Here is a 21,683-nt window from a genome sequence, read left to right as displayed (position 1 = left end):
AAGCGGGCGCGGCCGCTGGGAGCAGGCAGGGGTGGCCGGAAGAGCCGCCACCCGGCCGTCGCGCACGACCGCGCTCGACGGGCGTACCGCCGGGCCCGTGCCTAGGCTGACGGAATGAGCCGCACAGTCCGGGAGCGCGGTCCCGCCACGGCACAGGAGACGAGGGCACAGGAGGCCGGCCCGGAGGCGGCCGGGCGGGAGAGCGCCTGGCGCCGTTTCCTGCACCGCGTTCCCGACGGGTTCGCCCTCTTCTTCGGACTGCTCGGCGTCTTCTGCGCGCTCACCTCGCTCATCCCGCCGCTGCGGCGTGCGGCCCGGCCGCTGACCGACGCGCTGGACCTGCTGACGGTCCCCACGGCCCCGAACCTCGCCTACGCCGTCTTCCTGCTGCTGCTCGCCGCCGCGACGGCCGCACGCAAGCGGGTCACGCTCTGGTTCGTCCTCGGCTATCTCGCGCTGCTGCTGTTCACGGACGCGGTGCTGATGGCGGTGGGCTACTGGGACACGATCCCCTCGCTCGTCCTGTGCGTCGCGGCGATGGCGCTGCTGATCCTGGCCCGGCGCGAGTTCTACGCCGCCTCCCGGCGCGGCGCCTTTCTGCGCGCCCTGCTCGTCCTCGCGGCAAGCCTGGGCGTCGCCATTCTGCTGGGCTGGGCCCTGGTGTCGTTGTTCCCGGGCACCCTGGAGCGCGGCGGCGGCAACCGGCTGCTGTTCGTCGCCAACAAGGTGTGCGGCGGCCTGGTGAGCAGCCGGCTCTTCATCGGCTACCCCCCGCACTGGGTCTACTTCCTCCTCGGACTCTTCGGTGCGCTGGCCCTGCTCAACGCCGCCATGACGCTCTTCCGCTCCCAGCGCCTCGAGGCGGCCCTGCACGACGACGAGGAGCCGCGCATCCGTGCCCTCCTCGGCCGCTACGGCGGCCGGGACTCGCTCGGCTACTTCGCGACCCGTCGCGACAAGGCGGTCGTCTTCTCCCCCAGCGGCAAGGCCGCCGTCACCTACCGCGTCGAGGCAGGCGTCTGCCTGGCCTCCGGCGATCCGCTGGGCGACCCGGAGGCCTGGACGCCGGCCGTCGACGCCTGGCTGGAGGTCGCCGGCCGCTACGGATGGCAGCCCGCCGTGATGGGGGCCAGCGAGGAGGGCGCCAAGGCGTACGCCCGCTCGGGGCTGAGTGCGTTGCAGCTCGGTGACGAGGCGATCCTGCAGGTCGCCTCGTTCGACCTGGAGGGCCGCGAGATGCGCGTGACCCGCCAGGCCGTCAACCGGGTCGAGCGGACGGGCGCGACCGTACGGGTGCGGCGTCACGCGTCGCTCTCCGACGAGGAGATGGGCGAGGTCATCGGGCGTGCCGACGCCTGGCGCGACACCGAGACCGAGCGCGGCTTCTCCATGGCCCTGGGCCGGCTGGGCGACCCCGCCGACGGCGACTGTCTGCTGGTCGAGGCCTTCGACAGGGACGGCACGATGATCGCGCTGCTGTCGTTCGTGCCGTGGGGCTCCGACGGGGTCTCGCTGGACGTGATGCGGCGGGACCGGGCGGCGCCCAACGGCGTCATGGAGTTCATGGTCGCCCAGCTGTGCGCACAGGCCGGCCGGTTCGGGGTCAAGCGCATCTCGCTGAACTTCGCCGTCTTCCGGTCGGCGTTCGAGGAGGGCGCGCGCATCGGCGCGGGGCCGGTGCTGCGGCTGTGGCGCAAGCTGCTGCTGTTCTTCTCGAAGTGGTGGCAGCTGGAGGCCCTCTACCGCTCGAACGTGAAGTACAACCCCGAGTGGCACCCCCGCTTCCTGTGCTACGCCGACGCGGGGGCGCTGGCCCGGATCGGGCTGGCCGCCGGTATCGCGGAGGGCTTCGTCGCCGTGCCCAGCCTGGGCAAGCTGTGGAGCCGCGGGCGAGCCAGGGGCGCGGCCCGCCCGGCCTCGACAGCGGGCCTGCCCTCGCTCTCCGAGCTCGGCTTCACACCCGCCGGCGCCGGCCCGGGCGCCACGGAATCCGACGAGCTCGCGGGCCTGCCGGAGCAAGTGCGGGTGCGGCGGCAAAAGCTGGAGCGGCTGCGTGCCGCGGGCGTCGACCCGTACCCCGTCGACGCCCGGCGCACGCACACCCTCGCCGCGGTGCGCACATCCGTCGGCGGGCTGCCTCCCTCGTCCCGTACCGGCGAACGGGTCACCGTGGCCGGCCGGGTCCTGCTCATCCGCAACCACGGCGGGGTGGCCTTCACCGTGCTGCGCGACTGGTCGGGCGACCTGCAGCTGACCTTCACCCGCGACGGCTCCGGCGAGGAACTGCTGCGGCGGTTCACCACCCACATCGACCTCGGCGACCACATCGAGGCCGAGGGCGAGCCGGGCACCACCGACCGCGGCGAGCCGACCATCTTCGTCACCCGCGCCCGCATGACCGCCAAGTGCCTGCGCCCCCTGCCCGACAAGCGGCGCGGTCTGAGCGATCCGGAAGCCCGGGTCCGCATGCGCTACGTGGACCTGGCCGTGTCCCCGGAGGCCCGGCGGACCGTACGGGCGCGCAGCGCGGCCGTCCAGGCACTGCGGCAGGGCCTGCTCGACCGGGGCTTCCTGGAGGTCGAGACCCCGATGCTCCAGCAGATCCACGGCGGCGCGAACGCCCGGCCCTTCACCACCCACATCAACGCCTACGACCTCGACCTGTACCTGCGGATCGCGCCGGAGCTGTATCTGAAGCGGCTGTGCGTCGGCGGCATGGAGAAGGTCTTCGAACTGGGCCGCACGTTCCGCAACGAGGGCGTGTCGTACAAGCACAACCCCGAGTTCACGATGCTGGAGGCGTATCAGGCGTTCGCCGACTACGAGGTGATGCTCGAGCTGACCCGTGAGCTGATCCAGCAGGCGGCCGTCGCCGCGCACGGCTCGGCGATCGCGGTGCGCGCGGACGACGACGGCAAGCGCGTCGAGCACGACATCTCCGGCCCGTGGCCGGTGAAGACCGTCTACGGCGCGATCTCCGAGGCGCTGGGGCAGGAGATCGGCGCGGACACCACCGTGGAGGCGCTGCGCGTGCACTGCGACGCGGCGGGCGTGCCGCACCGGCCGCAGGACGGGCGCGGGGACATCGTGCTGGAGATGTACGAGCGCCTGGTCGAGGAGCGGACGACCCTGCCGGTGTTCTACAAGGACTTCCCCACGGACGTCTCGCCCCTGACCCGCCCGCACCGGTGCGACGCCCGGCTCGCCGAGCGCTGGGACCTCGTGGCGTTCGGTACGGAGCTCGGCACGGCGTACTCCGAGCTGATCGACCCCGTCGAGCAGCGCCGCCGTCTGACGGCGCAGTCGCTGCTGGCGGCCGGCGGCGACCCGGAGGCGATGGAGCTGGACGAGGACTTCCTGCGGGCCCTGGAGTACGCGATGCCGCCGACGGGCGGGCTGGGGGTCGGCGTGGACCGGCTGGTGATGTTCCTTACGGGGCTGTCGATCCGGGAGACGCTGCCGTTTCCGCTGGTGCGGCACCGCTAGCCGTGGCCTGAGGGGACAGTTCCGTCCAGCGCACCGTGCGGTCGCACCAGCGGTCCAGCAGTGCCGCGTCGTGGCCGACGGCGAGGAGGCCCGCGCCGCTGTCGCGCCGGTAGGCCTCGACGGCCGCGACCAGGGCGGCGGTCGTGGACGCGTCGAGCATGGCGGTCATCTCGTCGCAGATCAGCCAGCGCGGCCGCAGGACGAGGGCCCGCGCCAGGCAGGCGCGCTGCAGCTGGCCGTCGCTGACCGCGTGCGGGCGCCGGGCCAGCAGCTCCTGCGACAGTCCGACGGCGGCGGCCAGTTCCCCCACGCGCTGCGGGGCTTCGGCCCGGCGGCCTGCGGCGCGCAGCGGCTCCGCGATCAGGTCGTGCAGCCGCAGCCGGGGGTCGGCGGACTGGCGGGGCTGCTGGAAGACGACGCCGAAGGCGGTGCGCTGTTCGCGGGGCGCGCGGTGGCGCCAGCCCCGGGCCGGTTCGCCGTCGATGACGACGGTCCCGGCCTCCGGCCGGTGCAGGAGGGCGGCGACGCGGGCCAGGGTGGACTTGCCGCAGCCGCTGGGGCCGAGGAGGCCGACGGCCTCGCCGTCGGCGACGGTCAGGGACACCGCGCGGACGACCGGATCGCGCGGGTCGTAACCGGCGGTGATGTCACGCAGCTCAAGCACGGTGGGTCTCCCCGGCTGCCGGGTGCGGGTGGTGACAGGCGACGCCGCCGGTGAGCGCCGGTACGGCCGAACAGGCGGCCGCCGCCCGGTCGCAGCGGGCGGCGAAGGCGCAGCCGTCGGGCAGGGCGCCGAGCTCGGGCGGCATGCCCGGGATGGGGGTGAAGCCGCGCTCGGGCAGGGCGTCGAGGAGGCCGCGTGCGTAGGGGTGCCGGGGCCCGGGTCCGCCGAAGAAGTCGGCGGCGCGGGCGAACTCGACGATGCGGCCCGCGTACATCACGGCGACGCGGTCGGCGATCCGCTCGGCCGCCGCGAGGTCGTGGGTGATCATCAGCAGGGCGCGGCCGGCGTCGGCGTGGCGGCGCAGTTCGTCGGCCGTACGGTCCACGAGCTCGCGGTCCAGGCCGGTGGTGGGCTCGTCGGCGAGCAGCAGGGGCGCGTCGCCGACCAGCGCGAGCGCGGTGGCCGCGCGCTGGGCGAGGCCGCCGGAGAGCTGGTGCGGATAGCGGTCGAGGTGGTCGGCGGGGAACGCGGCGCGCTCGGCGGCGGCCTCGACGGCCTCGTCCAGGGCGGTCCCACGGGCGCGGGTCAGCTCGCGCACGGTCTCCCTCAGCTGCGAGCGGACGGTGCGCACGGGGGTGAGGTGTCCGGCGGGGCTCTGCGGTACGAGGCCGATGCGGCGGCCTCGTACGGTGCGGGCGAGCGTGCGCTGGTCGGCGGTGAGCAGGTCGAGGCCGTCGGTGCCGCCGAGGAGCGCGGCCCCGGCGGTCTCGGCGTTGCCGGGCAGGAGCCCGAGGAGCGCGGAGGCGAGTACGGACTTGCCGCAGCCGCTCTCGCCGACGAGGGCGAGGCATTCGCCGGCCCGCAGTTCGAAGGTGGCGCCGGTGACGGCGGCGACGTACCGCCCGCCGCGCATGCGGAACCGCACGGACAGGTCGGCGACGGACAGCACGCTCTCGCCCGCGGCGGGCAGGGGGCCGGTCCCGGGGACGGCCGGGGCCGTGGTGGCGCCATCCGTCCGGGCGCGCAGGCGCGTTCTCACAGCGTCAGCTCCGATCGGCGCCGGGGGTCGAGCCGTTCGCGCCAGGCGCCGGCCAGGCCCGCCACGGCCAGGGTGGGGACGATGATGAACAGGCCCGGGAAGAGCGTCGGCCACCAGTCGCCGGCGAGGAGCGAGCCGCGGGCGCTGTTGACCATGTTGCCGAGGCTCGCCTCGTGGGTGGGCAGGCCCAGCCCCAGGAACGACAGGGCGGACTCGTGCCAGATGGCGTGCGGGATCATCAGTACGGCCGCGAGCGCGGCCCGCGGCAGCACGCCCGGCAGCAGATGGCGCACCGTGACGCGCCACCGGGAGGAGCCGCCGGAGACGGCCGCGTCGATGTAGGGACGGGTGCGCAGCGACAGCAGCTCGGCGCGGACGATGCGGGCCGTCGACAGCCAGTGCGTGAGGGCGACGGAGGCGACCACCGGCCAGATCCCCGGCCGGAACATCGCCACGACGAAGATGCCGAGCAGTAGGTGCGGAACGGAGGAGAAGAGGTCGACGATCCGCATCACGGCACGGTCCACCCAGCCGCCGAGGGCGCCGGCCAGTGCTCCGGCCGCGGTGCCGATGACGGTCGCGGCGAGGGCGGCGACGACGCCGACGAGGAGGGAGACGCGCAGCCCGTAGACGCAGCGCAGCAGCAGGTCGCGGCCCACTTCGTCGGTGCCGAAGGGGTGTGCGGGGCTCGGGGGCAGCAGCTTGGCGCCGAGGTCGACGGCCTGCTCGTCCAGGGGTACGGCGAGGGGGACGACGAGCACGGTCAGGACGACGGCCACGACGACGAGCGCCGAGGTACGGACGCGCAGGGCGCGGGTGCGGGAGCCGTGGGCCGCCGCCCCGCGCCAGGTGAGGTCAGCCATCGAAGCCCACCCGGGGGTCGGCCAGTCCGTACAGCAGGTCGGAGAGCAGGTTGCCGAGCAGCACCGCGGCTGTGGCGAGGACGGTGAGCGCGGCCAGCAGGGGGAAGTCGACGCTGGTGGCGGCCTGGACGGTCGCGGAGGCGATGCCGGGCCAGCTGAAGACGGTCTCCACGAGCAGCGCGCCCGTGATCAGTTCGGGCACGCGCGAGCCGATGAGGGTGAGGACGGGCAGCAGTCCGGAGCGCAGGGCGTGGCCGAGCAGTACGTTCCGCTCGCGCAGGCCACGGGCGCGGGCGCCGCGCACGGGGTCCTCCTCCAGGGCGTCGCCGACCCCCTGGCGTACGTACAGCACAAACCAGGGCAGCTGGGTGGCGGCGAGCACCGCGGCGGGCAGCACCAGGTGGGAGGTGATCTGTCCGGCGGTGGCGACGTCGGTGCCGGTGTCGGTGAGGCCGCCGGCCGGGAGGGTGCCGAGGTGGACGGCGAAGAACCAGATCGCGAGCAGTCCCAGCCAGAAGGGCGGTGCCGCTTCGAGCGTGTACGCCAGCGGGGTGACGATCCGGTCGAGGAGGCCGCCGCGGCGCCGGGCGGCGAGGACGCCGAGCGCGGTGCCCACGGTCACGGCCAGCACGAAGGCGACGCCGCACAGCAGTACGGACCAGCCGATGCGTTCGCCGATGACCTGGGCGACGGGCTGGCGCAGTGAGGTGGAGTCGCCGAGGTCGCCGGTCAGCGCGGCGGTGATCCAGTCCCACCAGCGGGCGACGAAGGGGCGGTCGGCGCCGAGGTTCTCGCGCAACTGGTCGAGGACGCCCCGGCCGGCGCTGAGCCCGGCGGAACCGGCGTACGCCTTGGCGGGGTCGAACGGCGAGGCGGCGGCGATGGCGAAGACCCCGAAGGTCACGACGGCGAGCAGGGGGACGGCGGCCAGCAGCCGCCGTCCCGCCATGCGGGCCATCGGCCCCCAGGGGATGCCGGGGGACCTGGTTGTCACTTCTTCGGCTGCCAGTCCTCGACGTTCCACCACGGCCCGGCGCCCAGGCCGTGGTCGTGGGGCTCGACCTGGGTGGTGAGCTCCTGCCAGGAGTCGTTCATGACGTACAGGTGGTCGACGTGGGTGAGGAAGGTGTAGCCGGGGTTGTCGGCGAGGCCGCGCTGGACGGCGTCGTACGCCGCCTTGCGGGCGGCCTTGTCGCCGCTGCGCCGGCCCTCTTCCAGGGCCTTGTCGACGTCGGGGTTGCGGTAGGCGGCCATGTTGTTGAAGCCATCGAGGGCGAGGGAGGAGTGCAGCAGGTTGTAGAGGTCGAAGTCGGGGTCGGCGGGGTTGCCGCCGCCGGCGAGGACCGCGTCGTCCTTCATGCGCGGCTCGATGACCTCCCAGGTGCCGCTCTGCACCTTGACCTCGATGCCGGCCTTCTTGACGTCGGAGGCGAAGGCGAGGGCGTGCTCCTCGCGCAGCTTGTCACCGGCGGGGAACCAGAGGGCGAAGGCGGCGCGCTGTCCGTCCTTCTCCCGGATGCCGTCGCCGCCGGGCTTCCAGCCCGCGTCGTCCAGCAGCTTGCGGGCCTTGTCCGGGTCGTGCGGGCGCTCGGTGCCCTTCGCGAACCACTCGCTGTCGGTGGGCACGGGCCCGTGACCGGCCCGGCCGGCGCCCTCGAGCAGCTTGTCGACCATGGCCTTGCGGTCGACGGCAAGGTCGAGGGCGCGACGTACGGCCAGGTCGCCGGTGACCTTGTTGGCGGTGGGCAGGGTCACGCCGCGGAAGTCGGTGGTCTTGGCGGTGATGGTCGGCTTGCCCTTGTCGCCCTTGAAGCCCTTGGCGAGGTTGGGCGGCAGGATGGCGCCGTCGAGGTCGCCGGAGCGCAGCCGGGTGGCGCGCACGTCGTCGTCCTTGATGATCGCCATCGTGAGCTTCTTGACCTTGGGCTCGCCGCGCCAGTAGGTGGGGTTGGCCTTGAAGGTCAGCTTCTCGCCCTTGCTCCAGCCGGTGAGCACGTAGGGGCCGGTGCCGATGGGCGCGGTGTTGAACGAGCCGGTGTTGACGTCCTGGCCCTTGGCCGCGTGCTCGGGGGCGATGGGCAGGACGGTGCGCTCGGCGAAGGCCGCGTAGGGGTACTTGAGCGCGAAGACGACGGTGTCGTCGCCCTCGGCGATGACCTTGTCGATGGCGTCGAGCTCGCCCTTGGCGGCGTTGTTGGTCTTCTCGTCGAGGATGGTCCGGTAGGTGAAGACCACGTCCTTGGCGGAGAAGGGCTTGCCGTCGCTGAACTTCACGCCCTGCCGGAGCTTGTAGGTGTACGTGCGCCCGTCGTCGGCGACCTTCGGCAGCTCGGCCGCGAGGGCGGGCTGGAGCTTCATCGCGGCGTCGCGCCGGAGCAGCCCGTCGAAGATCTTGGAGTTCCCGTCCTTGCCGTAGCCGAGAAGCGGGCTGAGCGTCTCGGGCTCGTTGGCAAGCCCGACGACGAGCGAGTCCTTACCGCCCCCGGCCCCCTCGCCCCCACTACCGGGCGCCGAACAGGCCGCCGCGCCGGCCGCGAGAACCCCTGCCATGGCCGTGGCGGCCACTCCCCGTATGGACCGGGCCGTCATGCCCACACCTCTACTCACGTACTTCTTGCTCACGTACTTCACGATCAACTGCAATTGCGAACTTCTCGCAATTAAACAGCACGTAAAACCGGACAGCCCCGTCGGGCCTGCCGGAAAGGGGAACTTCCGCTTCCATAAGGGGAGTTGAGGCGGCTCGTTCAAGGCTTCGTGATCAACGACACATGTGACTCCTCGTGACGCCAGAGGTCATATGTCGCTGATACATCGGGACATATCGCCCCCCGAGGCCCATCCTCATGACAGCCCGTCACCGGCACCCGCCCCGGCCCCCGCGGAAGCGGTTCCGCCGGTGTTCGAAGGTGCCTTTTCGGGCATAGATTCCCGCTTGATCGCGAGGGCGGCCCGGGTTCATGGAACCGGGGCCGGGACCAGTCTCTGCGATTAATCCGTTCTTGCACTTTTCTGGGGGAAGCGACAGCTATGTCCATTAACGTCCGCTCTGTTCTGCGTCTCGCGCCCGCCGTCGCCATGATCGCCGCGTGCGGCATCGTCGCCCCGCAGGCGTCCGCCGTCGAGCAGCCCGTGCCCGGCGTGAAGATCTCGGCCAAGGCGTCGAAGGAGACCGTCGCGTTCGCCAAGGCCAGCCCGAAGGTGGCGGCGTCGGGGGCGAACGTCTGCGGTGCGGGTTACGTGCTGAACAGTGCCGTGCCCCTGCCGAAGGGCACCGACCCGAAGATGCGTCTGGCCACCCTCTTCAACTACACCAAGGGCGGCAACGACAGCGGCTGCTCGATCTACGACAACAACACCGGTAAGGCCCAGAACATGTACCTCCAGGTCTGCGCCTCGATGAAGGGTGCCTGCCAGGAGGACAAGGGCAAGTTCACCCAGTACGCCGGCCCCGTTCGTACCAACGAGCCCGTGTGCGCCACCGTCACCGCGTACATCACGACCTCCAGCGGCGTCCGCATCGCCGACTACAAGTCCGAGTACGCCTACCTCTGCGACTGAGCCGAGGGCTTCACGGGCCGCCGCAGCGTCGCGCTGCGGCGGCCCGTTGCGTTTCACTGCCGGGGCGGCGTGACGGCCGGGCCGGTCGTGCCTCGGGGGACGAGGTGCGGGAGGGGGTCCTGGGTGCTCAGGGCGGGGGCGCCGTCCAGGAGGGACATGAGGTGTTCCGCCGCGTGGCGGCCGAAGGCGGCGGTGTCGCGGGCCAGGGCTGTGAGGGCGGGATGGGTGGTGCGGCAGAGGACGGAGTCGTCCCAGGCGACGATGGAGAGCTCGCCGGGTACGGACACGCCGGCCTCCGCGGCCACGGCGAGGCCGGCCACCGCCATGACGTCGTTGTCGTAGACGAGCGCGGTGGGCGGGCGGGCGGCGGCCAGGGCGTTCCGGGTGGCCTCGGCGCCCTGGGCGTCGGAGTAGTCGGTGGTCACGGAGGCGACGTCCGGGAGGCCTCGGCGGGTGGCCTCGGCGCGCAGTGAGGCGATGCGGCGCCGGGTGTGGGCGAGGCCGGGCAGGCCGGCGATGTGCACGATGCGCCGGTGCCCGAGGCCGTGCAGATGGTCGACGACCGAGGCCATCGCGGCGGTGTCGTCGGCCCACAGGGTGGAGATCGCGGCCCCGGGCGGGACGGCGGCGGAGCCCGGGGCGCCGATGATCACGGCGGGCAGGCCCAGCTCCGCCAGGAGGGCCGGGCGGGGGTCGCCGTCGCGGGGGTCCACGACGAGGAGGCCGTCCACGCGGTGCTCGGCCCACCAGCGGCGGTAGACCGCGCATTCGGCGTCCAGGTCCTCCACCACCTGGAACAACAGGCCCAGCCGGCGGCCGGCGAGCGCTTCCTGCACTCCTGAGACGAGTTGGAGGAAGAAGGACTCGACGCCCAGGGTGCGGGCGGGCCGCGCCAGGACCAGGCCGACGGTGGCCGCGCCCTCCCCGGACAGGGCGCGGGCGGCGGCGCTGGGCTGCCAGCCCAGCTGTTCGGCGACGCGGCGGACGCGGGCGCGGGTCGCGGCGGAGACGCCCGGGCGGTCGTTGAGGGCGAAGGACACCGCGCTCAAGGAGACGCCCGCGCGGCGCGCGATGTCCTTCATCGTCGGGCGTCGGGCCGGCGTGCGGCGCATGGCCGTCTCCCCTCTCGGGCGCGGATGTGGCAACACACTAAAGCGCATTAGTTCTTGGCGGCAGTGTTGACGTGACTCCCGTCGCGGGTGCAGGTTTTGACCTGCCTCCTCCCGGCCTTCCGGCCCCGTATCCGGCCCGATCGAAGGAGCTCGTCGACCATGCCCATATCCCGGCCCAGGTCACGATCCCGGTCCCGTAGAGCCGCCGTCGCCACCGTGCCTTTCCTCGCCGCGGTCCTGGCGCTCGGCGGATGCGGATCGGATGGGGACGACGGCGGTGCGGCGGGCGCCGAGGGGAAGCCGGAGGGCGACATCACCTTCCAGACCTGGAATCTGCGGGCGAAATTCAAGGACTATTTCGAGGGCCTGGTGAAGGACTTCGAAGAGCAGCACCCCGGGGTCAGGGTCAAATGGCTGGACCAGCCGGCGGAGCACTACGCCGAGAAACTCAGCGCCGACGCGGCGGGCGGCACGCTCCCGGACGTCGTGAACGTCTCCCCCGACCTGTCCTATCCGCTGGCCAAGGCGGGCGTGCTGATGAACCTGGACAAGGAGAAGGCCGCGGCCCGGTTCAAGGACGAATACACGGCGGAAGCCTGGCAGGGCAATGTGCTGCCGGGACTCGGGGGCTCGTACGCCTTCCCGTGGTATCTCAACACCGGACCGCTGTTCTACAACAAGGCCCTGTTCCGGGACTCCGGCCTCGACCCGGAGAAACCGCCGAAGAACTACGACGAGCTGTTCGCCGTCGCCCACCGGATGGCAGGACGGTCCGGTGGCAGGGCCGCCACTCTCGCGGGCACCCCGTCCATCGAGGACTTCGGCCGCTACGGGGTCCGGCTCATGAACGACGACGCCACGAAGTTCACGTACAACGAGCCGAAGGGCGTCGAACTGCTCACCAAGTACAAGGAACTCTACGACCGGGGCGGGCTCGACCCGCAGGCGCTCACCAACACTCCCGAGAAGGCCGGGCAGAAGTTCCTGGAGCAGAAGGTCGCCATGAACCCGGGCGGCGCCCACGACATGGAGACGTTCAAGAAGAACGCGCCCACCCTCTACCGCAATCTGGGAATCACGGACGCGCCCAACAACACCGGCAAACCCAACATGTATGTGATGGGCCTGGCCGTCAATGAGCGCAGCAAGCACAAGGCGGCGGCCGTCGCCCTCGCCCACTTCGTCACGGACCGGCTCCACCAGGAGGCCTTCGCCCACAAAGTCGCCGTCTTCCCCAGCACCAAGGGCTCCCTGGACGATCCGTACTGGACGAAGGACGACGGCACCGACGAGGGACGCGTCCGGGTGGCCTCGGCGAAGATGCTGAAGGGCGCGGTCAATTACACGCCCGTGGTGATGAGCGACGAGATGAAGACGATCCTGCGCAACGAGGTCGCCAAGGCGCTGCAGGGCAAGAAGTCCCCCCGGCAGGCGCTCGACGACGCGGCGGCGCAGAGCGACAAGCTGCTCCGGCAGAGCTGACCCGTGGGCCGGAACCCCGCTCCCCGCGTCCGTACACACCGCGCCGCCAGCCCCTGGCTCTTCCTCCTGCCCGGCCTCGCCGTCATCACCTCCTTCAGCCTCTATCCCTTCCTCACCACCGTCCACAAGGCGTTCACCGACGCCCGCACCCTCACCCCCGGCACATGGGTCGGACTCGAGAACTTCCGCGCCATGCTCGAGGACGAACAGTTCTGGGTCGCCCTGCGCAACAGCGGCCTGTACGTGCTGCTGGTCGTGCCGTTCACGGTGCTGCTGCCGCTGTTGCTCGCCCTGCTGGTGCAGAAGCAGCTGCCGGGTGTGACGTTCTTCCGCTCCGCCTTCTACACCCCCGTCGTGGCGTCCGTGGTCGTCGTCGCCCTGATCTGGGCGTGGATGCTCGACGACCGCGGCCTGGTCAACGGCATCCTGCACGCCCTCGGCGCCGGGCCCGTCGGCTTCCTCGGGGACGAGTGGCTGCTGCTGTTCAGCGCCATGGCGCTGACCGTGTGGAAGGGCCTCGGCTACTACATGGTCATCTACCTCGCGGCGCTCGGGAACGTGCCCCGCGAGCTGCACGAGGCCGCAGCCGTCGACGGGGCCGGGGCCCTGCGCCGCTTCACCAGCGTCACCGTCCCCGCCGTGCGCTCCACGATGGTGCTGGTCGGCGCGCTGTCGTCCGTGGCGGCGTTCAAGGTCTTCTCCGAGGTCTACCTCCTGACCGGGCCCTCCGGAGGCCCCGCCGGGCAGGACACCACCCTCGTCATGCTCGTCCAGCGCACCGGTACGGGCCTGAGCGGCCGTGTCGGCTACGCCTCCGCCATCTCCCTGGTCGTCTTCGTCATCGCCCTGCTGCTGATGCTGCTCGTCCTGCGCGCCGACCGGAAGGAGGACGCCTGATGCTGCGGACGCCGCGCTGGGAGAAGGCGCTGCGCTACGTCCTGATGCTCGTCGTCCTGGCCGTCGCCGTCGGCCCGTTCCTGTGGCAGCTGTCCACCTCGCTCAAGGGCACGACCGAGGACATCTACACCTCTCCCCCGCGCTTCCTGCCCGAGCACCCGACGCTGCACAACTACGCCGAGGTCGCCGAGATCATCCCCGTCTGGGACTACGCCCTGAACTCCCTCAAGGTCGCCCTCGCCAGCGTGCTCACCAACCTCGTCGGCGCCTCCATGGCCGGCTACGCCCTGGCCCGGCTGCGTTTCCGGGGTCGCGGGGTGGCGGGCACCGCGTTCGTGGCGGCGCTGCTCGTGCCGCTGGAGTCCATCGTCATCGCGCAGTTCACGATGGTCCGCGACCTCCACCTCAACAACACCCTCACCGCTGTGGTCCTGCCCGGTGCCGTCGGCGCCCTGAACGTGCTCCTCATGCGGAACGCCTTCGCCGCCGTGCCGTACGAGATCGAGGAGGCGGCCGTGATCGACGGAGCGAACGCATGGCAGCGGTTCACCCGGATCGCGCTGCCGTCGGTGCGCGGCACGCTCGCCGTCGTCGCGATCTTCGCCTTCATGGGCGCGTGGGACGACTTCCTGTGGCCGCTGATCGTCCTCTCCGACTCCGACAACTTCACGCTGACCGTCGGACTGAACTTCCTGCACGGCACCTTCGCGCAGAACCCCCGGCTGGTCGCCGCCGGAACCGTCATCGCGGTCGCTCCGCTCATCGTGATGTTCGCCTGCCTCCAGCGGTACTTCTTCCGCGGGGTCGGCGAAGGCGCCGTCAAGGGCTGAGCCCCCCCCCCCCCCGCAACCCGCTTCCGCGCGCACCGAGGAGGATCCGCCCATGGCCGTCACGCCCCGCTTCGGCGTCAACTACACCCCCACCCGCGGCTGGTTCCACCACTGGCTGGACTTCGACCTCGACGACATCCGCGCCGACCTCGACTCCATCGCCGTCCTCGGTCTGGACCACATCCGCGTCTTCCCGCTCTGGCCCGTCTTCCAGCCCAACCGCTCCCTCATCAGGCCGCGGGCCGTGGAGCAGCTCCTGCAGCTGGTGGACGCCGCCGGTGAGCGGGGCCTCGACGTCAACGTCGACGGTCTCCAGGGCCATCTCTCCAGCTTCGACTTCGTTCCGTCCTGGACCACCACCTGGCACCGGCGGAACATCTTCACCGACCCCGGCGTCGTCGAGGCACAGGCCGAGTACCTGCGCGTACTGGCCGCCGCCCTCGCCGACCGGCCCAACTTCCTCGGCATGACCGTCGGCAACGAGATCAACCAGTTCTCCGGCGCTCCCCACCCAGACCCCGACCGCATCGACACGGGCCAGGCCGGCCGGTGGCTGGCGCGGATGCTGGAGGCGTGCGAAAAGGGCGCACCGGGCCGCATGCACCTGCACGCCTCGTACGACGCCGCCTGGTTCGACGGCACGCACCCCTTCACCCCCGCCCACTCGGCCCGGCTCGGGGCCGCGACCGCCGTGCACTCGTGGGTCTTCAACGGGACCGCGCAGCGGTACGGCCACGGCGGGCGCGCCACGCAACTGCACGCGGCGTACCTCGTCGAGCTGTCCAAGGCCTGGGCCGGGGACCCGTCGCGGCCGGTCTGGCTCCAGGAGGTCGGCGCGCCCGCCCCGCACGTTCCGCCCGAGCACGCCGCCGCGTTCACCGAGGCGACGGTGGCGGGCGCGCTGGACTGTCCGGACGTGTGGGGCGTCACCTGGTGGTGCTCCCATGACGTCGACCGTGCGCTCGCCGACTTTCCGGAGCTGGAGTACGGGCTCGGGCTGTTCACCAACGACCGGCGGATCAAACCTGCCGGGGAGGTGATGTCACGGCTCGTACGGGAGTGGCGGGAGGAGGGTGCGCACGAGGCGCCCGCCGCGCGCGGGGTCGGGCTGGTGCTGGATGCCGGCGATCCGGAGCGGGCGCCTCGGCGTGAGGTGTGTGCGCCGGGCGGGGAGTTCTTCGAGGCGTGGATGCGGGTTGCTTCGCTTGGGGGGAGGCCGGCGGTGGTGCTCGGGGAGTTGGCGGGGGATGCCGCGTATCTGGGAGCGCGGGGCATTGGGGAGGTGCTCGCCGTGGATCAGGTGCGGTAGCCGGTTTGTTCCCCCACCCCGCCCCTTCCCGTAACCGGGGCTCCGCCCCCGGACCCCCGGTCCTCAAACTCCCCCAGCTACCGCTGGGAGGTGCCCCCAGACGGGCTGGATTGCCAAGGAGCCCTTATGCGTATGACCCGTCGCACCCTCCTCCTCGCCGGTGGGGCCGGTGTCGTGGCGGCCGGTGTGCCCGCCGTCGGTCGGGCCGCCGGCGTCGTCGCGGATCTGCAGCCGTACGCCTCCTACTGGTACCCCGACAGCCTGCCCTCCGGGGTCCCCGCACCCGGCGTGCGGTGGCGGAGCTTGCGGGCCTGGCGAGCGGAGGACGATTCCGACCTGGCGTTCAACAGGGCGAGCGTGCCCCTCGCGCCGCGGTTCACCCCGCCGCCCGCCAACGGCTCCGCGCGCGCCGGCCAGGCCCGCGTCTGTGCGCTCGCCGCCTTCGCCACCACGTCCGCGAACCCCTCGCAAGGGTCAGCCACCGCCGACTATTACGCGCTCACGCACTGGGCCTATCTCGACGAGCTGGTGTTCTGGGGCGGCTCCTCGGACGAGGGCCTGGTCCTCGCGCCCAACGCGCCCGTCGTGGACGCGGCCCACCGCAACGGCGTGCCCGTGCTGGGCACGGTCTTCCTCCCGCCCGCCGCCTACGGCGGGCAGCTGCGCTGGACGCGGGAGCTGGTCTCGCGCGGCGCGGGCGGGGGCTTTCCCCTCGCCGATCAGCTGATCCGGGTGGCGCGTGCGTACGGCTTCGACGGCTGGTTCCTCAACGCCGAGACCGGCGGCGGGGACGCCCGGCTCGGCGCGGACATGCGGGACTTCGTCGCGTACCTACGGGCCCACGGCGAGGGGCTGCGCGTGCACTGGTACGACGCGATGGCGATCTCCGGGGACGTCTCCTGGCAGAACGAGCTCAACGAGCGCAACGCGCCGTTCTTCCGCTCCGCCGACAGCATGTTCCTCAACTTCAACTGGAGCCGCTCCGGCCTCGTCTCCTCCGGCGAGCTGGCGAAGGGCCTGGGGCGCAGCCCGTACGAGCTGTGGGCCGGGATCGACGTCGAGGCGAACGGCTGGGACACCCGCGTCGACTGGGACGCGGTCGTACCGGCCGACCGTCCGCACCTGGCCTCGTTCGGCTTCTACCGGCCCGAGTGGACGTGGAAGAGCCTCCCGGCGGGCGGGCGCACGCCCGCCGCCTTTCACGCGCGGGACGACCGCTTCTGGTCCGGGCCGTCCCTGGACCCGGCCCGTCCGGACGCCGGTGCGTGGCGCGCTCCCGCCGCGTCCGTCGCGGACCGCTCCACGCTGACGTCGCTGCCCTTCGCCACCACCTTCAACACCGGCCATGGACTGGGCTGGTACGAGCGGGGCCGGCGGACCGCCGACACCGCCTGGAACCACCTGGGCCTGCAGGACCGGCTGCCCGGCCGCCGCTGGGTGATCCACACGGCGGGCGCGCGGCCGGCCGTCGGCTTCGACTTCGCCGACGCCTGGCACGGTGGCGGCAGCCTCCTCGTGGAGGGCGGGACGGACGGACCGACGACGGTCGAGCTGTACGCGGCGAGGCTGCCGCTGTCGAAGGCGACGGTGGTGGAGCTGGCCCATCGCTGCGACCCCGGCTCGGCGGGCGTCCGCGTGGAGCTGGCGGTCGCCCTGGAGGAGCGCCCGTACCGCTTCTCATACCTGCAGGCGGGCACCCTCCGTGCCGGCGGGTGCGGCTGGACCACGGCCACGCTGCGCGTCGGCGCGCTGCTGCGCGGGCGGGCCGGCCGGACCGTCCGCGCCCTCGGCATCCGGCTGACCGCACAGGACGGCGGTCCGGTCCGCTGGCGGCTGGGCCGGCTCGCGATACGCGACGCCGCCCCGAAGGCGCCCGGCCGCCCGGGGGCGGTGAGCGTCACCGCCGCGGCGCCCGGCCCCGGCGGCACGGTGGCGCTGCGGCTGGCGTGGGGCGCGGCCGCCGGTCCCGTACGCCACTACGAACTGCGTCAGGCGCTGCCCGGGGGCGGATTCCGCTTCCTGGGCGGCACGTGCGGGCATGCCTACTACGTCCCGGCGCTGCGCCGTACGGCCGAGGAGGCGGTCACGCGCATCGACGTGCGCGCCGTGGACGAGCTGTACGCCGCCTCGGTCCCCGCTTCCGTCACGTACCGCTGGTCCGCCGCCAGGCCCTCTGCGTAAGGAACCCGACGTATGCACAACGACAGCACGATCACCGAAGCCCGCCTCAAGCGGGTGCTGGACGAGCGCATCCGCCCGGCCGTGTACCCGGAGTCGGTGCCGCTGGACGTCAGCGTGTGGCACGCCCCGGGCGAGCCCGTGCCCGTGGCGGAAGGGATCGCCGGGGAGCGTACGCCCATCGCGGTGGGCTCGCCGTGGGGTCCGGCGTGGGGCACCAGCTGGTTCACGGTGTCCGGGACGGTGCCCGCGGCGTGGGCCGGGCGTACGGTCGAGGCGCTGCTGGACCTGGGCTTCGACGAGAACATGCCGGGGTTCCAGTGCGAGGGCCTCGTCTACCGCCCGGACGGCTCTCCGGTGAAGGGGCTCAACCCGCGCAACCAGTGGGTGCGCGTCGGCGAGAGGGTGGCCGGCGGCGAGGAGGTGCTGCTGCACATCGAGGCCTCCTCCAACCCCGTGATCCTGGACTACCACCCCTTCGTGCCGACCGAGCTCGGCGACCGCGAGACGGCGGACGACGCTCCGCGCTACCGGCTGGTGCGCATGGACCTGGCCGTCTTCGACCGGACGGTGTGGGAGCTGGTGCAGGACCTTGAGGTGCTGGGTCAGCTGGTGACCGAGTTGTCGGCCGACTCGCCGCGGCGCTGGGAGATCCTGCGGGCCGTGGGGCGGGCGCTGGACGCGGTGGACCTGCAGGACGTCGGCGGTACGGCGCAGCGGGCGCGCGGGGAGCTCGCGGGGGTGCTGGCCGCGCCCGCGCACGCCTCGGCGCACCGGATCAGCGCGATCGGGCACGCGCACATCGACTCGGCGTGGCTGTGGCCGCTGCGCGAGACGGTCCGCAAGGTGGCGCGTACGACGTCGAACATGACGGCCCTGCTGGAGGACGAACCGGACTTCGTCTACGCCATGTCGCAGGCGCAGCAGTTCGCGTGGATCAAGGAGCACCGGCCGGAGGTGTACGCGCGGGTGAAGAAGGCGGTCGCCGACGGCCGCTTCGTTCCCGTGGGCGGCATGTGGGTGGAGTCGGACACGAACATGCCGGGCTCGGAGGCGCTGGCGCGGCAGTTCGTGCACGGGAAGAGGTTCTTCCTGGAGGAGTTCGGGATCGAGACGGAGGAGGTGTGGCTGCCGGACACGTTCGGCTACTCCGCCGCGCTGCCGCAGCTGGTGAAGCTGGCGGGGGCGAAGTGGTTCCTGACGCAGAAGATCTCCTGGAGCCAGACGAACAAGTTCCCGCACCACACCTTCTGGTGGGAGGGGCTCGACGGGACCCGGGTCTTCACGCACTTCCCGCCGATCGACACCTACAACTCCCAGCTCTCGGGCCAGGAGGTCGCGCACGCGGTCCGCAACTTCCAGGAGAAGGGCGGTGCCACGCGCTCGCTCGCGCCGACGGGGTGGGGCGACGGCGGCGGGGGCACGACGCGCGAGATGCTGGCGCGGGCGAAGCGGCTGGCGGACCTGGAGGGCTCGGCGAAGGTCGTCTTCGAGAAGCCGTCGGCGTTCTTCGAGAAGGCGCACGCGGAGTACGCCCACGCCCCGGTGTGGGCGGGCGAGCTGTACCTGGAGCTGCACCGGGCGACGCTGACCAGCCAGGCGCGGACCAAGCAGGGCAACCGGCGCTCGGAGCACCTGCTGCGCGAGGCGGAGCTGTGGGCGGCGACGGCGACGGTGCGCACCGGGTTCCCGTATCCGTACGAGGCGCTGGACCGGCTGTGGAAGACGGTGCTGCTGCACCAGTTCCACGACATCCTGCCCGGCACGTCCATCGCGTGGGTGCACCGGGAGGCGGCGCGGACGTACGCGGAGGTGGCCGCGGAGCTGGAGTCGGTCATCGGGCGGGCGCTGGCGGCGCTGGCCGGTGCCGGCACGGCCCGGGGGACGGCCGGGACGGTCGTCTTCAACGCGGCGCCGCACGGGCGCGGCGGCGCTCCGGCGCACGGCGCGGTGGCCGACGGACCGGCCGTGGGCGAGCCGGTGACCGTGGCGGAGCGCGAGGGCGGCGGCTACGTCCTCGGCAACGGTCTGCTGCGGGTCGGGATCGACGCGCGCGGTCTCGTGGTGTCGGTGTACGACCTGCGGACCGGGCGGGAGACCGTCGCCCCCGGCAGGGCGGCCAACCTGCTCCAGCTGCACCAGGACTTCCCCAACATGTGGGACGCGTGGGACGTGGACCACTTCTACCGCAACACCGTCACCGATCTGACGGACGTCGACGTGCTGGAACGGGGGGACGACGGCAGCTCGGTGCGGGTGGTGCGCCGCTTCGGGGCGTCGCGGGTCGAGCAGCGCATCGCGCTCCCGGTGGGAGAGCGGAGGGTGGACATCGCGACGGAGGTCGACTGGCACGAGACGGAGAAGTTCCTCAAGGCCGCCTTCCCGTTGGACGTCCATACGGACCGGGTGGCGGCGGAGACCCAGTTCGGTCACCTCTACCGCCCCGCGCACACCAACACCAGCTGGGACGCCGCCAAGTTCGAGGCCTGTGCGCACCGGTTCGTGCACGTGGGGGAACCGGGCTGGGGCGTGGCGCTGGTCAACGACTCGACGTACGGATACGACGTGACGCGCGCCGTGCGGGAGGGGGGCGCGGGCACCACGACGACCGTGCGGCTCTCCTTGCTGCGGGCCCCGCGCTTCCCGGACCCCCGAACCGACCAGGGCGTGCACCGCTTCCGGTACGCGCTGGTGCCGGGGGCGTCCGTGGGGGACGCGGTGCGGGAGGGGTACCGGATCAACCTGCCGGAGCGGCGTGTGCCGGGGGCGGCGGGGGTGACGGGGGTGGAGCCGCTGGTGTCGGTGGTCGGTGACGACGCTGACGCGGTCGTCGTCTCGGCGGTGAAGCTGGCGGATGACGGGAGTGGGGACGTGGTGGTGCGGCTGTACGAGTCGTTGGGGGGGCGGGCGCGGGTTCGCCTGGCGGCGGGCTTTGTTGTGCGGTCGGCGCGGGTCTGCGATCTGCTCGAGCGGGCTTTGGGGGCGGCCGGTGTGGAGGAGGGGGCGGTCAGGGTGGCGTTGCGGCCGTTCGAAGTCGTCACGTTGCGACTGAGTCGCGCCTGACGTCAGGACGGGACCTTCCCCCACCCCGCCCCTTCCCGCTGTATCCGATATGCGGCTCCGCCGCAGGGCGGGGGCTCCGCCCCCGGACCCCGGTCCTCAAACGCCGGACGGGCTGGAAATTCCCAGCGCAGCCATCAGCATCGGGAACGACGCCACCAGCTCGCGCTCCCAGTACGGCCACGTGTGTACGCCCTTGTGGGCGCAGACCGTGGCCGGGATGTGGAGCTCGGCCAGGCGGGTGCGCAGTTGTTGGTTCATGCCGTGGATGACGCGTTCGACCGGCTCCGTGCCGTGCGTGGGCGGGTCGACGCAGCGGGTGGTGGAGGGGGGCGGGTCGCCCCATTTCCAGCCCGTGCCGCTGTCGGTGCCGTCGCCGTAGGAGAGGTAGAGGGGGGTGCCGGCGAGTGCGGCGGACTGGTGCAGGGGGCTGTTGCGCTGCCACAGGCGCTGCTGGCGCAGGTCGGTGGGGTCGTCGGTGTCGAAGGGGTAGCCGGGCTCGCCCCACAGCCGCTTCCAGTCCGTCACGCAGGCGACGCCGCCGAGCTTGACTGCGTCAGGGCCGTCGAATCCGCCGTCCGGCGACTTGAAGAGGGGATTGACGGCGCCGCTGTACGCGGCGGCGGCGCGGAACACGCCCGGGTGGGCGGCGGTGAACTTCAGGGCGCCCAGGCCGCCCATGGACAGCCCGGCGATCGCGCGGGTCGTGCCGGCCCGGTAGCCCTTCTCGAGCAGGGGGCGCACCTCGTCGAGCAGGTAGGTCTCCCAGGCGGGGGCGCCGCCCTTGCCGTGGTTCCACCAGTCGCTGTAGCCGCTGCAGGCGCTGGTCTCCGGCATGACGACGATGACGTCCCGGCCGGCGGTGAGCTCCTCGACGTGGGTGTTCTCGGTCCAGTCCTTGTGGTTGCCGCCACCGCCGTGCAGCAGCCAGAGCACCGGCCAGGTGCGGGTGGCGTCCTTGGACCAGTTCCTGGGCAGCAGGAGCCGCACCCACTTGACGGGGGCGCCCGTGCTCGGGGAGGAGACGGCGAGGTCGAGCATGCGGTCTCCGGACCGGACCTCCCAGGCCACGTGGGCGGAACCGGTGGACGCCCGGGCCGGGGCCGGGGCCGCGCCCGCTGTCCGGGTCGTGCCCAGCAGGGGCAGCGGCAGCAGGAGGGCGAGCACCAGCAGGATCCATCTCGGCCTCACCCACGCCTCGC

Annotated in this window: 15 protein-coding genes; 8 read left to right on the top strand and 7 right to left on the bottom strand. The window is 72.5% G+C overall.

The genetic code is table 11. The annotated features are described in order from the left end of the window. Nucleotides 1-114 precede the first annotated feature (114 nt). Nucleotides 115-3,486 carry a bifunctional lysylphosphatidylglycerol synthetase/lysine--tRNA ligase LysX gene (gene lysX / locus ACIGXW_RS02150; RefSeq protein WP_399568906.1) on the top strand — a complete coding sequence of 1,124 codons (3,372 nt, stop codon included), beginning with the start codon at nucleotides 115-117 and terminating at the stop codon, nucleotides 3,484-3,486. Here lysX and ACIGXW_RS02145 read toward each other — a convergent pair. The 5 genes from ACIGXW_RS02145 to ACIGXW_RS02125 form a co-directional block, all read right to left on the bottom strand. Further along, a complete protein-coding gene (locus tag ACIGXW_RS02145; protein WP_071962894.1) occupies nucleotides 3,431-4,150 on the bottom strand; it encodes an ATP-binding cassette domain-containing protein in 720 nt (239 codons plus the stop codon). The two genes, lysX and ACIGXW_RS02145, sit on opposite strands and share 56 nt — an antisense overlap. Further along, on the bottom strand, nucleotides 4,143-5,063 hold the full coding sequence (locus ACIGXW_RS02140) for an oligopeptide/dipeptide ABC transporter ATP-binding protein (protein WP_399570777.1): 921 nt from the start codon (nucleotides 5,061-5,063) through the stop codon (nucleotides 4,143-4,145). The genes ACIGXW_RS02145 and ACIGXW_RS02140 overlap by 8 nt, the downstream gene beginning before the upstream one ends. A 122-nt stretch (nucleotides 5,064-5,185) precedes the next feature. Then, the gene (locus tag ACIGXW_RS02135; protein ID WP_071962895.1) at nucleotides 5,186-6,052 is read right to left on the bottom strand and encodes an ABC transporter permease; all 867 of its coding nucleotides are present in this window, start codon (nucleotides 6,050-6,052) and stop codon (nucleotides 5,186-5,188) included. Next, nucleotides 6,045-7,010: an ABC transporter permease gene (locus tag ACIGXW_RS02130; RefSeq protein WP_399570775.1), complete on the bottom strand. Its 966-nt coding sequence runs from the start codon at nucleotides 7,008-7,010 to the stop codon at nucleotides 6,045-6,047. The genes ACIGXW_RS02135 and ACIGXW_RS02130 overlap by 8 nt, the downstream gene beginning before the upstream one ends. A gap of 32 nt (nucleotides 7,011-7,042) precedes the next feature. After that, entirely contained in the window at nucleotides 7,043-8,641 is a 1,599-nt protein-coding gene (locus ACIGXW_RS02125) for an ABC transporter substrate-binding protein (RefSeq protein WP_399570773.1), read from the bottom strand. Between the two features lie 441 nt (nucleotides 8,642-9,082). On the opposite strand from ACIGXW_RS02125, the gene ACIGXW_RS02120 reads away from it, so the two are divergent. After that, the gene (locus ACIGXW_RS02120; RefSeq protein ID WP_399568904.1) at nucleotides 9,083-9,613 is read left to right on the top strand and encodes a hypothetical protein; all 531 of its coding nucleotides are present in this window, start codon (nucleotides 9,083-9,085) and stop codon (nucleotides 9,611-9,613) included. 53 nt (nucleotides 9,614-9,666) lie between these two features. Here ACIGXW_RS02120 and ACIGXW_RS02115 read toward each other — a convergent pair whose 3' ends face one another. Then, the gene (locus tag ACIGXW_RS02115) at nucleotides 9,667-10,725 is read right to left on the bottom strand and encodes a LacI family DNA-binding transcriptional regulator (RefSeq protein ID WP_399568901.1); all 1,059 of its coding nucleotides are present in this window, start codon (nucleotides 10,723-10,725) and stop codon (nucleotides 9,667-9,669) included. Between the two features lie 159 nt (nucleotides 10,726-10,884). Between ACIGXW_RS02115 and ACIGXW_RS02110 the strand changes: the two genes are divergently transcribed. The 6 genes from ACIGXW_RS02110 (at nucleotide 10,885) to ACIGXW_RS02085 (ending at nucleotide 20,484) form a co-directional block, all read left to right on the top strand. Continuing rightward, nucleotides 10,885-12,207: an ABC transporter substrate-binding protein gene (locus ACIGXW_RS02110; RefSeq protein WP_399568899.1), complete on the top strand. Its 1,323-nt coding sequence runs from the start codon at nucleotides 10,885-10,887 to the stop codon at nucleotides 12,205-12,207. A 3-nt stretch (nucleotides 12,208-12,210) separates the two neighbouring features. Then, nucleotides 12,211-13,104: a carbohydrate ABC transporter permease gene (locus ACIGXW_RS02105; protein ID WP_399568896.1), complete on the top strand. Its 894-nt coding sequence runs from the start codon at nucleotides 12,211-12,213 to the stop codon at nucleotides 13,102-13,104. After that, nucleotides 13,104-13,934 carry a carbohydrate ABC transporter permease gene (locus ACIGXW_RS02100; RefSeq protein WP_399568893.1) on the top strand — a complete coding sequence of 277 codons (831 nt, stop codon included), beginning with the start codon at nucleotides 13,104-13,106 and terminating at the stop codon, nucleotides 13,932-13,934. The genes ACIGXW_RS02105 and ACIGXW_RS02100 overlap by 1 nt, the downstream gene beginning before the upstream one ends. A gap of 52 nt (nucleotides 13,935-13,986) precedes the next feature. Then, nucleotides 13,987-15,243, top strand: a complete 1,257-nt coding sequence (locus tag ACIGXW_RS02095) for a glycosyl hydrolase (RefSeq protein WP_071964947.1) — start codon at nucleotides 13,987-13,989, stop codon at nucleotides 15,241-15,243. A 126-nt stretch (nucleotides 15,244-15,369) separates the two neighbouring features. Continuing rightward, a complete protein-coding gene (locus ACIGXW_RS02090; protein ID WP_399568891.1) occupies nucleotides 15,370-17,424 on the top strand; it encodes an endo-beta-N-acetylglucosaminidase in 2,055 nt (684 codons plus the stop codon). A 12-nt stretch (nucleotides 17,425-17,436) separates the two neighbouring features. Next, complete coding sequence (locus tag ACIGXW_RS02085; protein ID WP_399568889.1) at nucleotides 17,437-20,484, top strand: alpha-mannosidase; 3,048 nt, start codon at nucleotides 17,437-17,439, stop codon at nucleotides 20,482-20,484. A gap of 96 nt (nucleotides 20,485-20,580) precedes the next feature. On the opposite strand, the gene ACIGXW_RS02080 is transcribed toward ACIGXW_RS02085, so the two are convergent. Beyond that, the gene (locus ACIGXW_RS02080; RefSeq protein ID WP_399568887.1) at nucleotides 20,581-21,672 is read right to left on the bottom strand and encodes an alpha/beta hydrolase; all 1,092 of its coding nucleotides are present in this window, start codon (nucleotides 21,670-21,672) and stop codon (nucleotides 20,581-20,583) included. Nucleotides 21,673-21,683: the final 11 nt, after the last annotated feature.

Source organism: Streptomyces sp. NPDC053079 (genome assembly GCF_044546695.1).
GTDB lineage: Bacteria > Actinomycetota > Actinomycetes > Streptomycetales > Streptomycetaceae > Streptomyces.
This window is presented reverse-complemented; position numbering and strand designations above follow the sequence as displayed.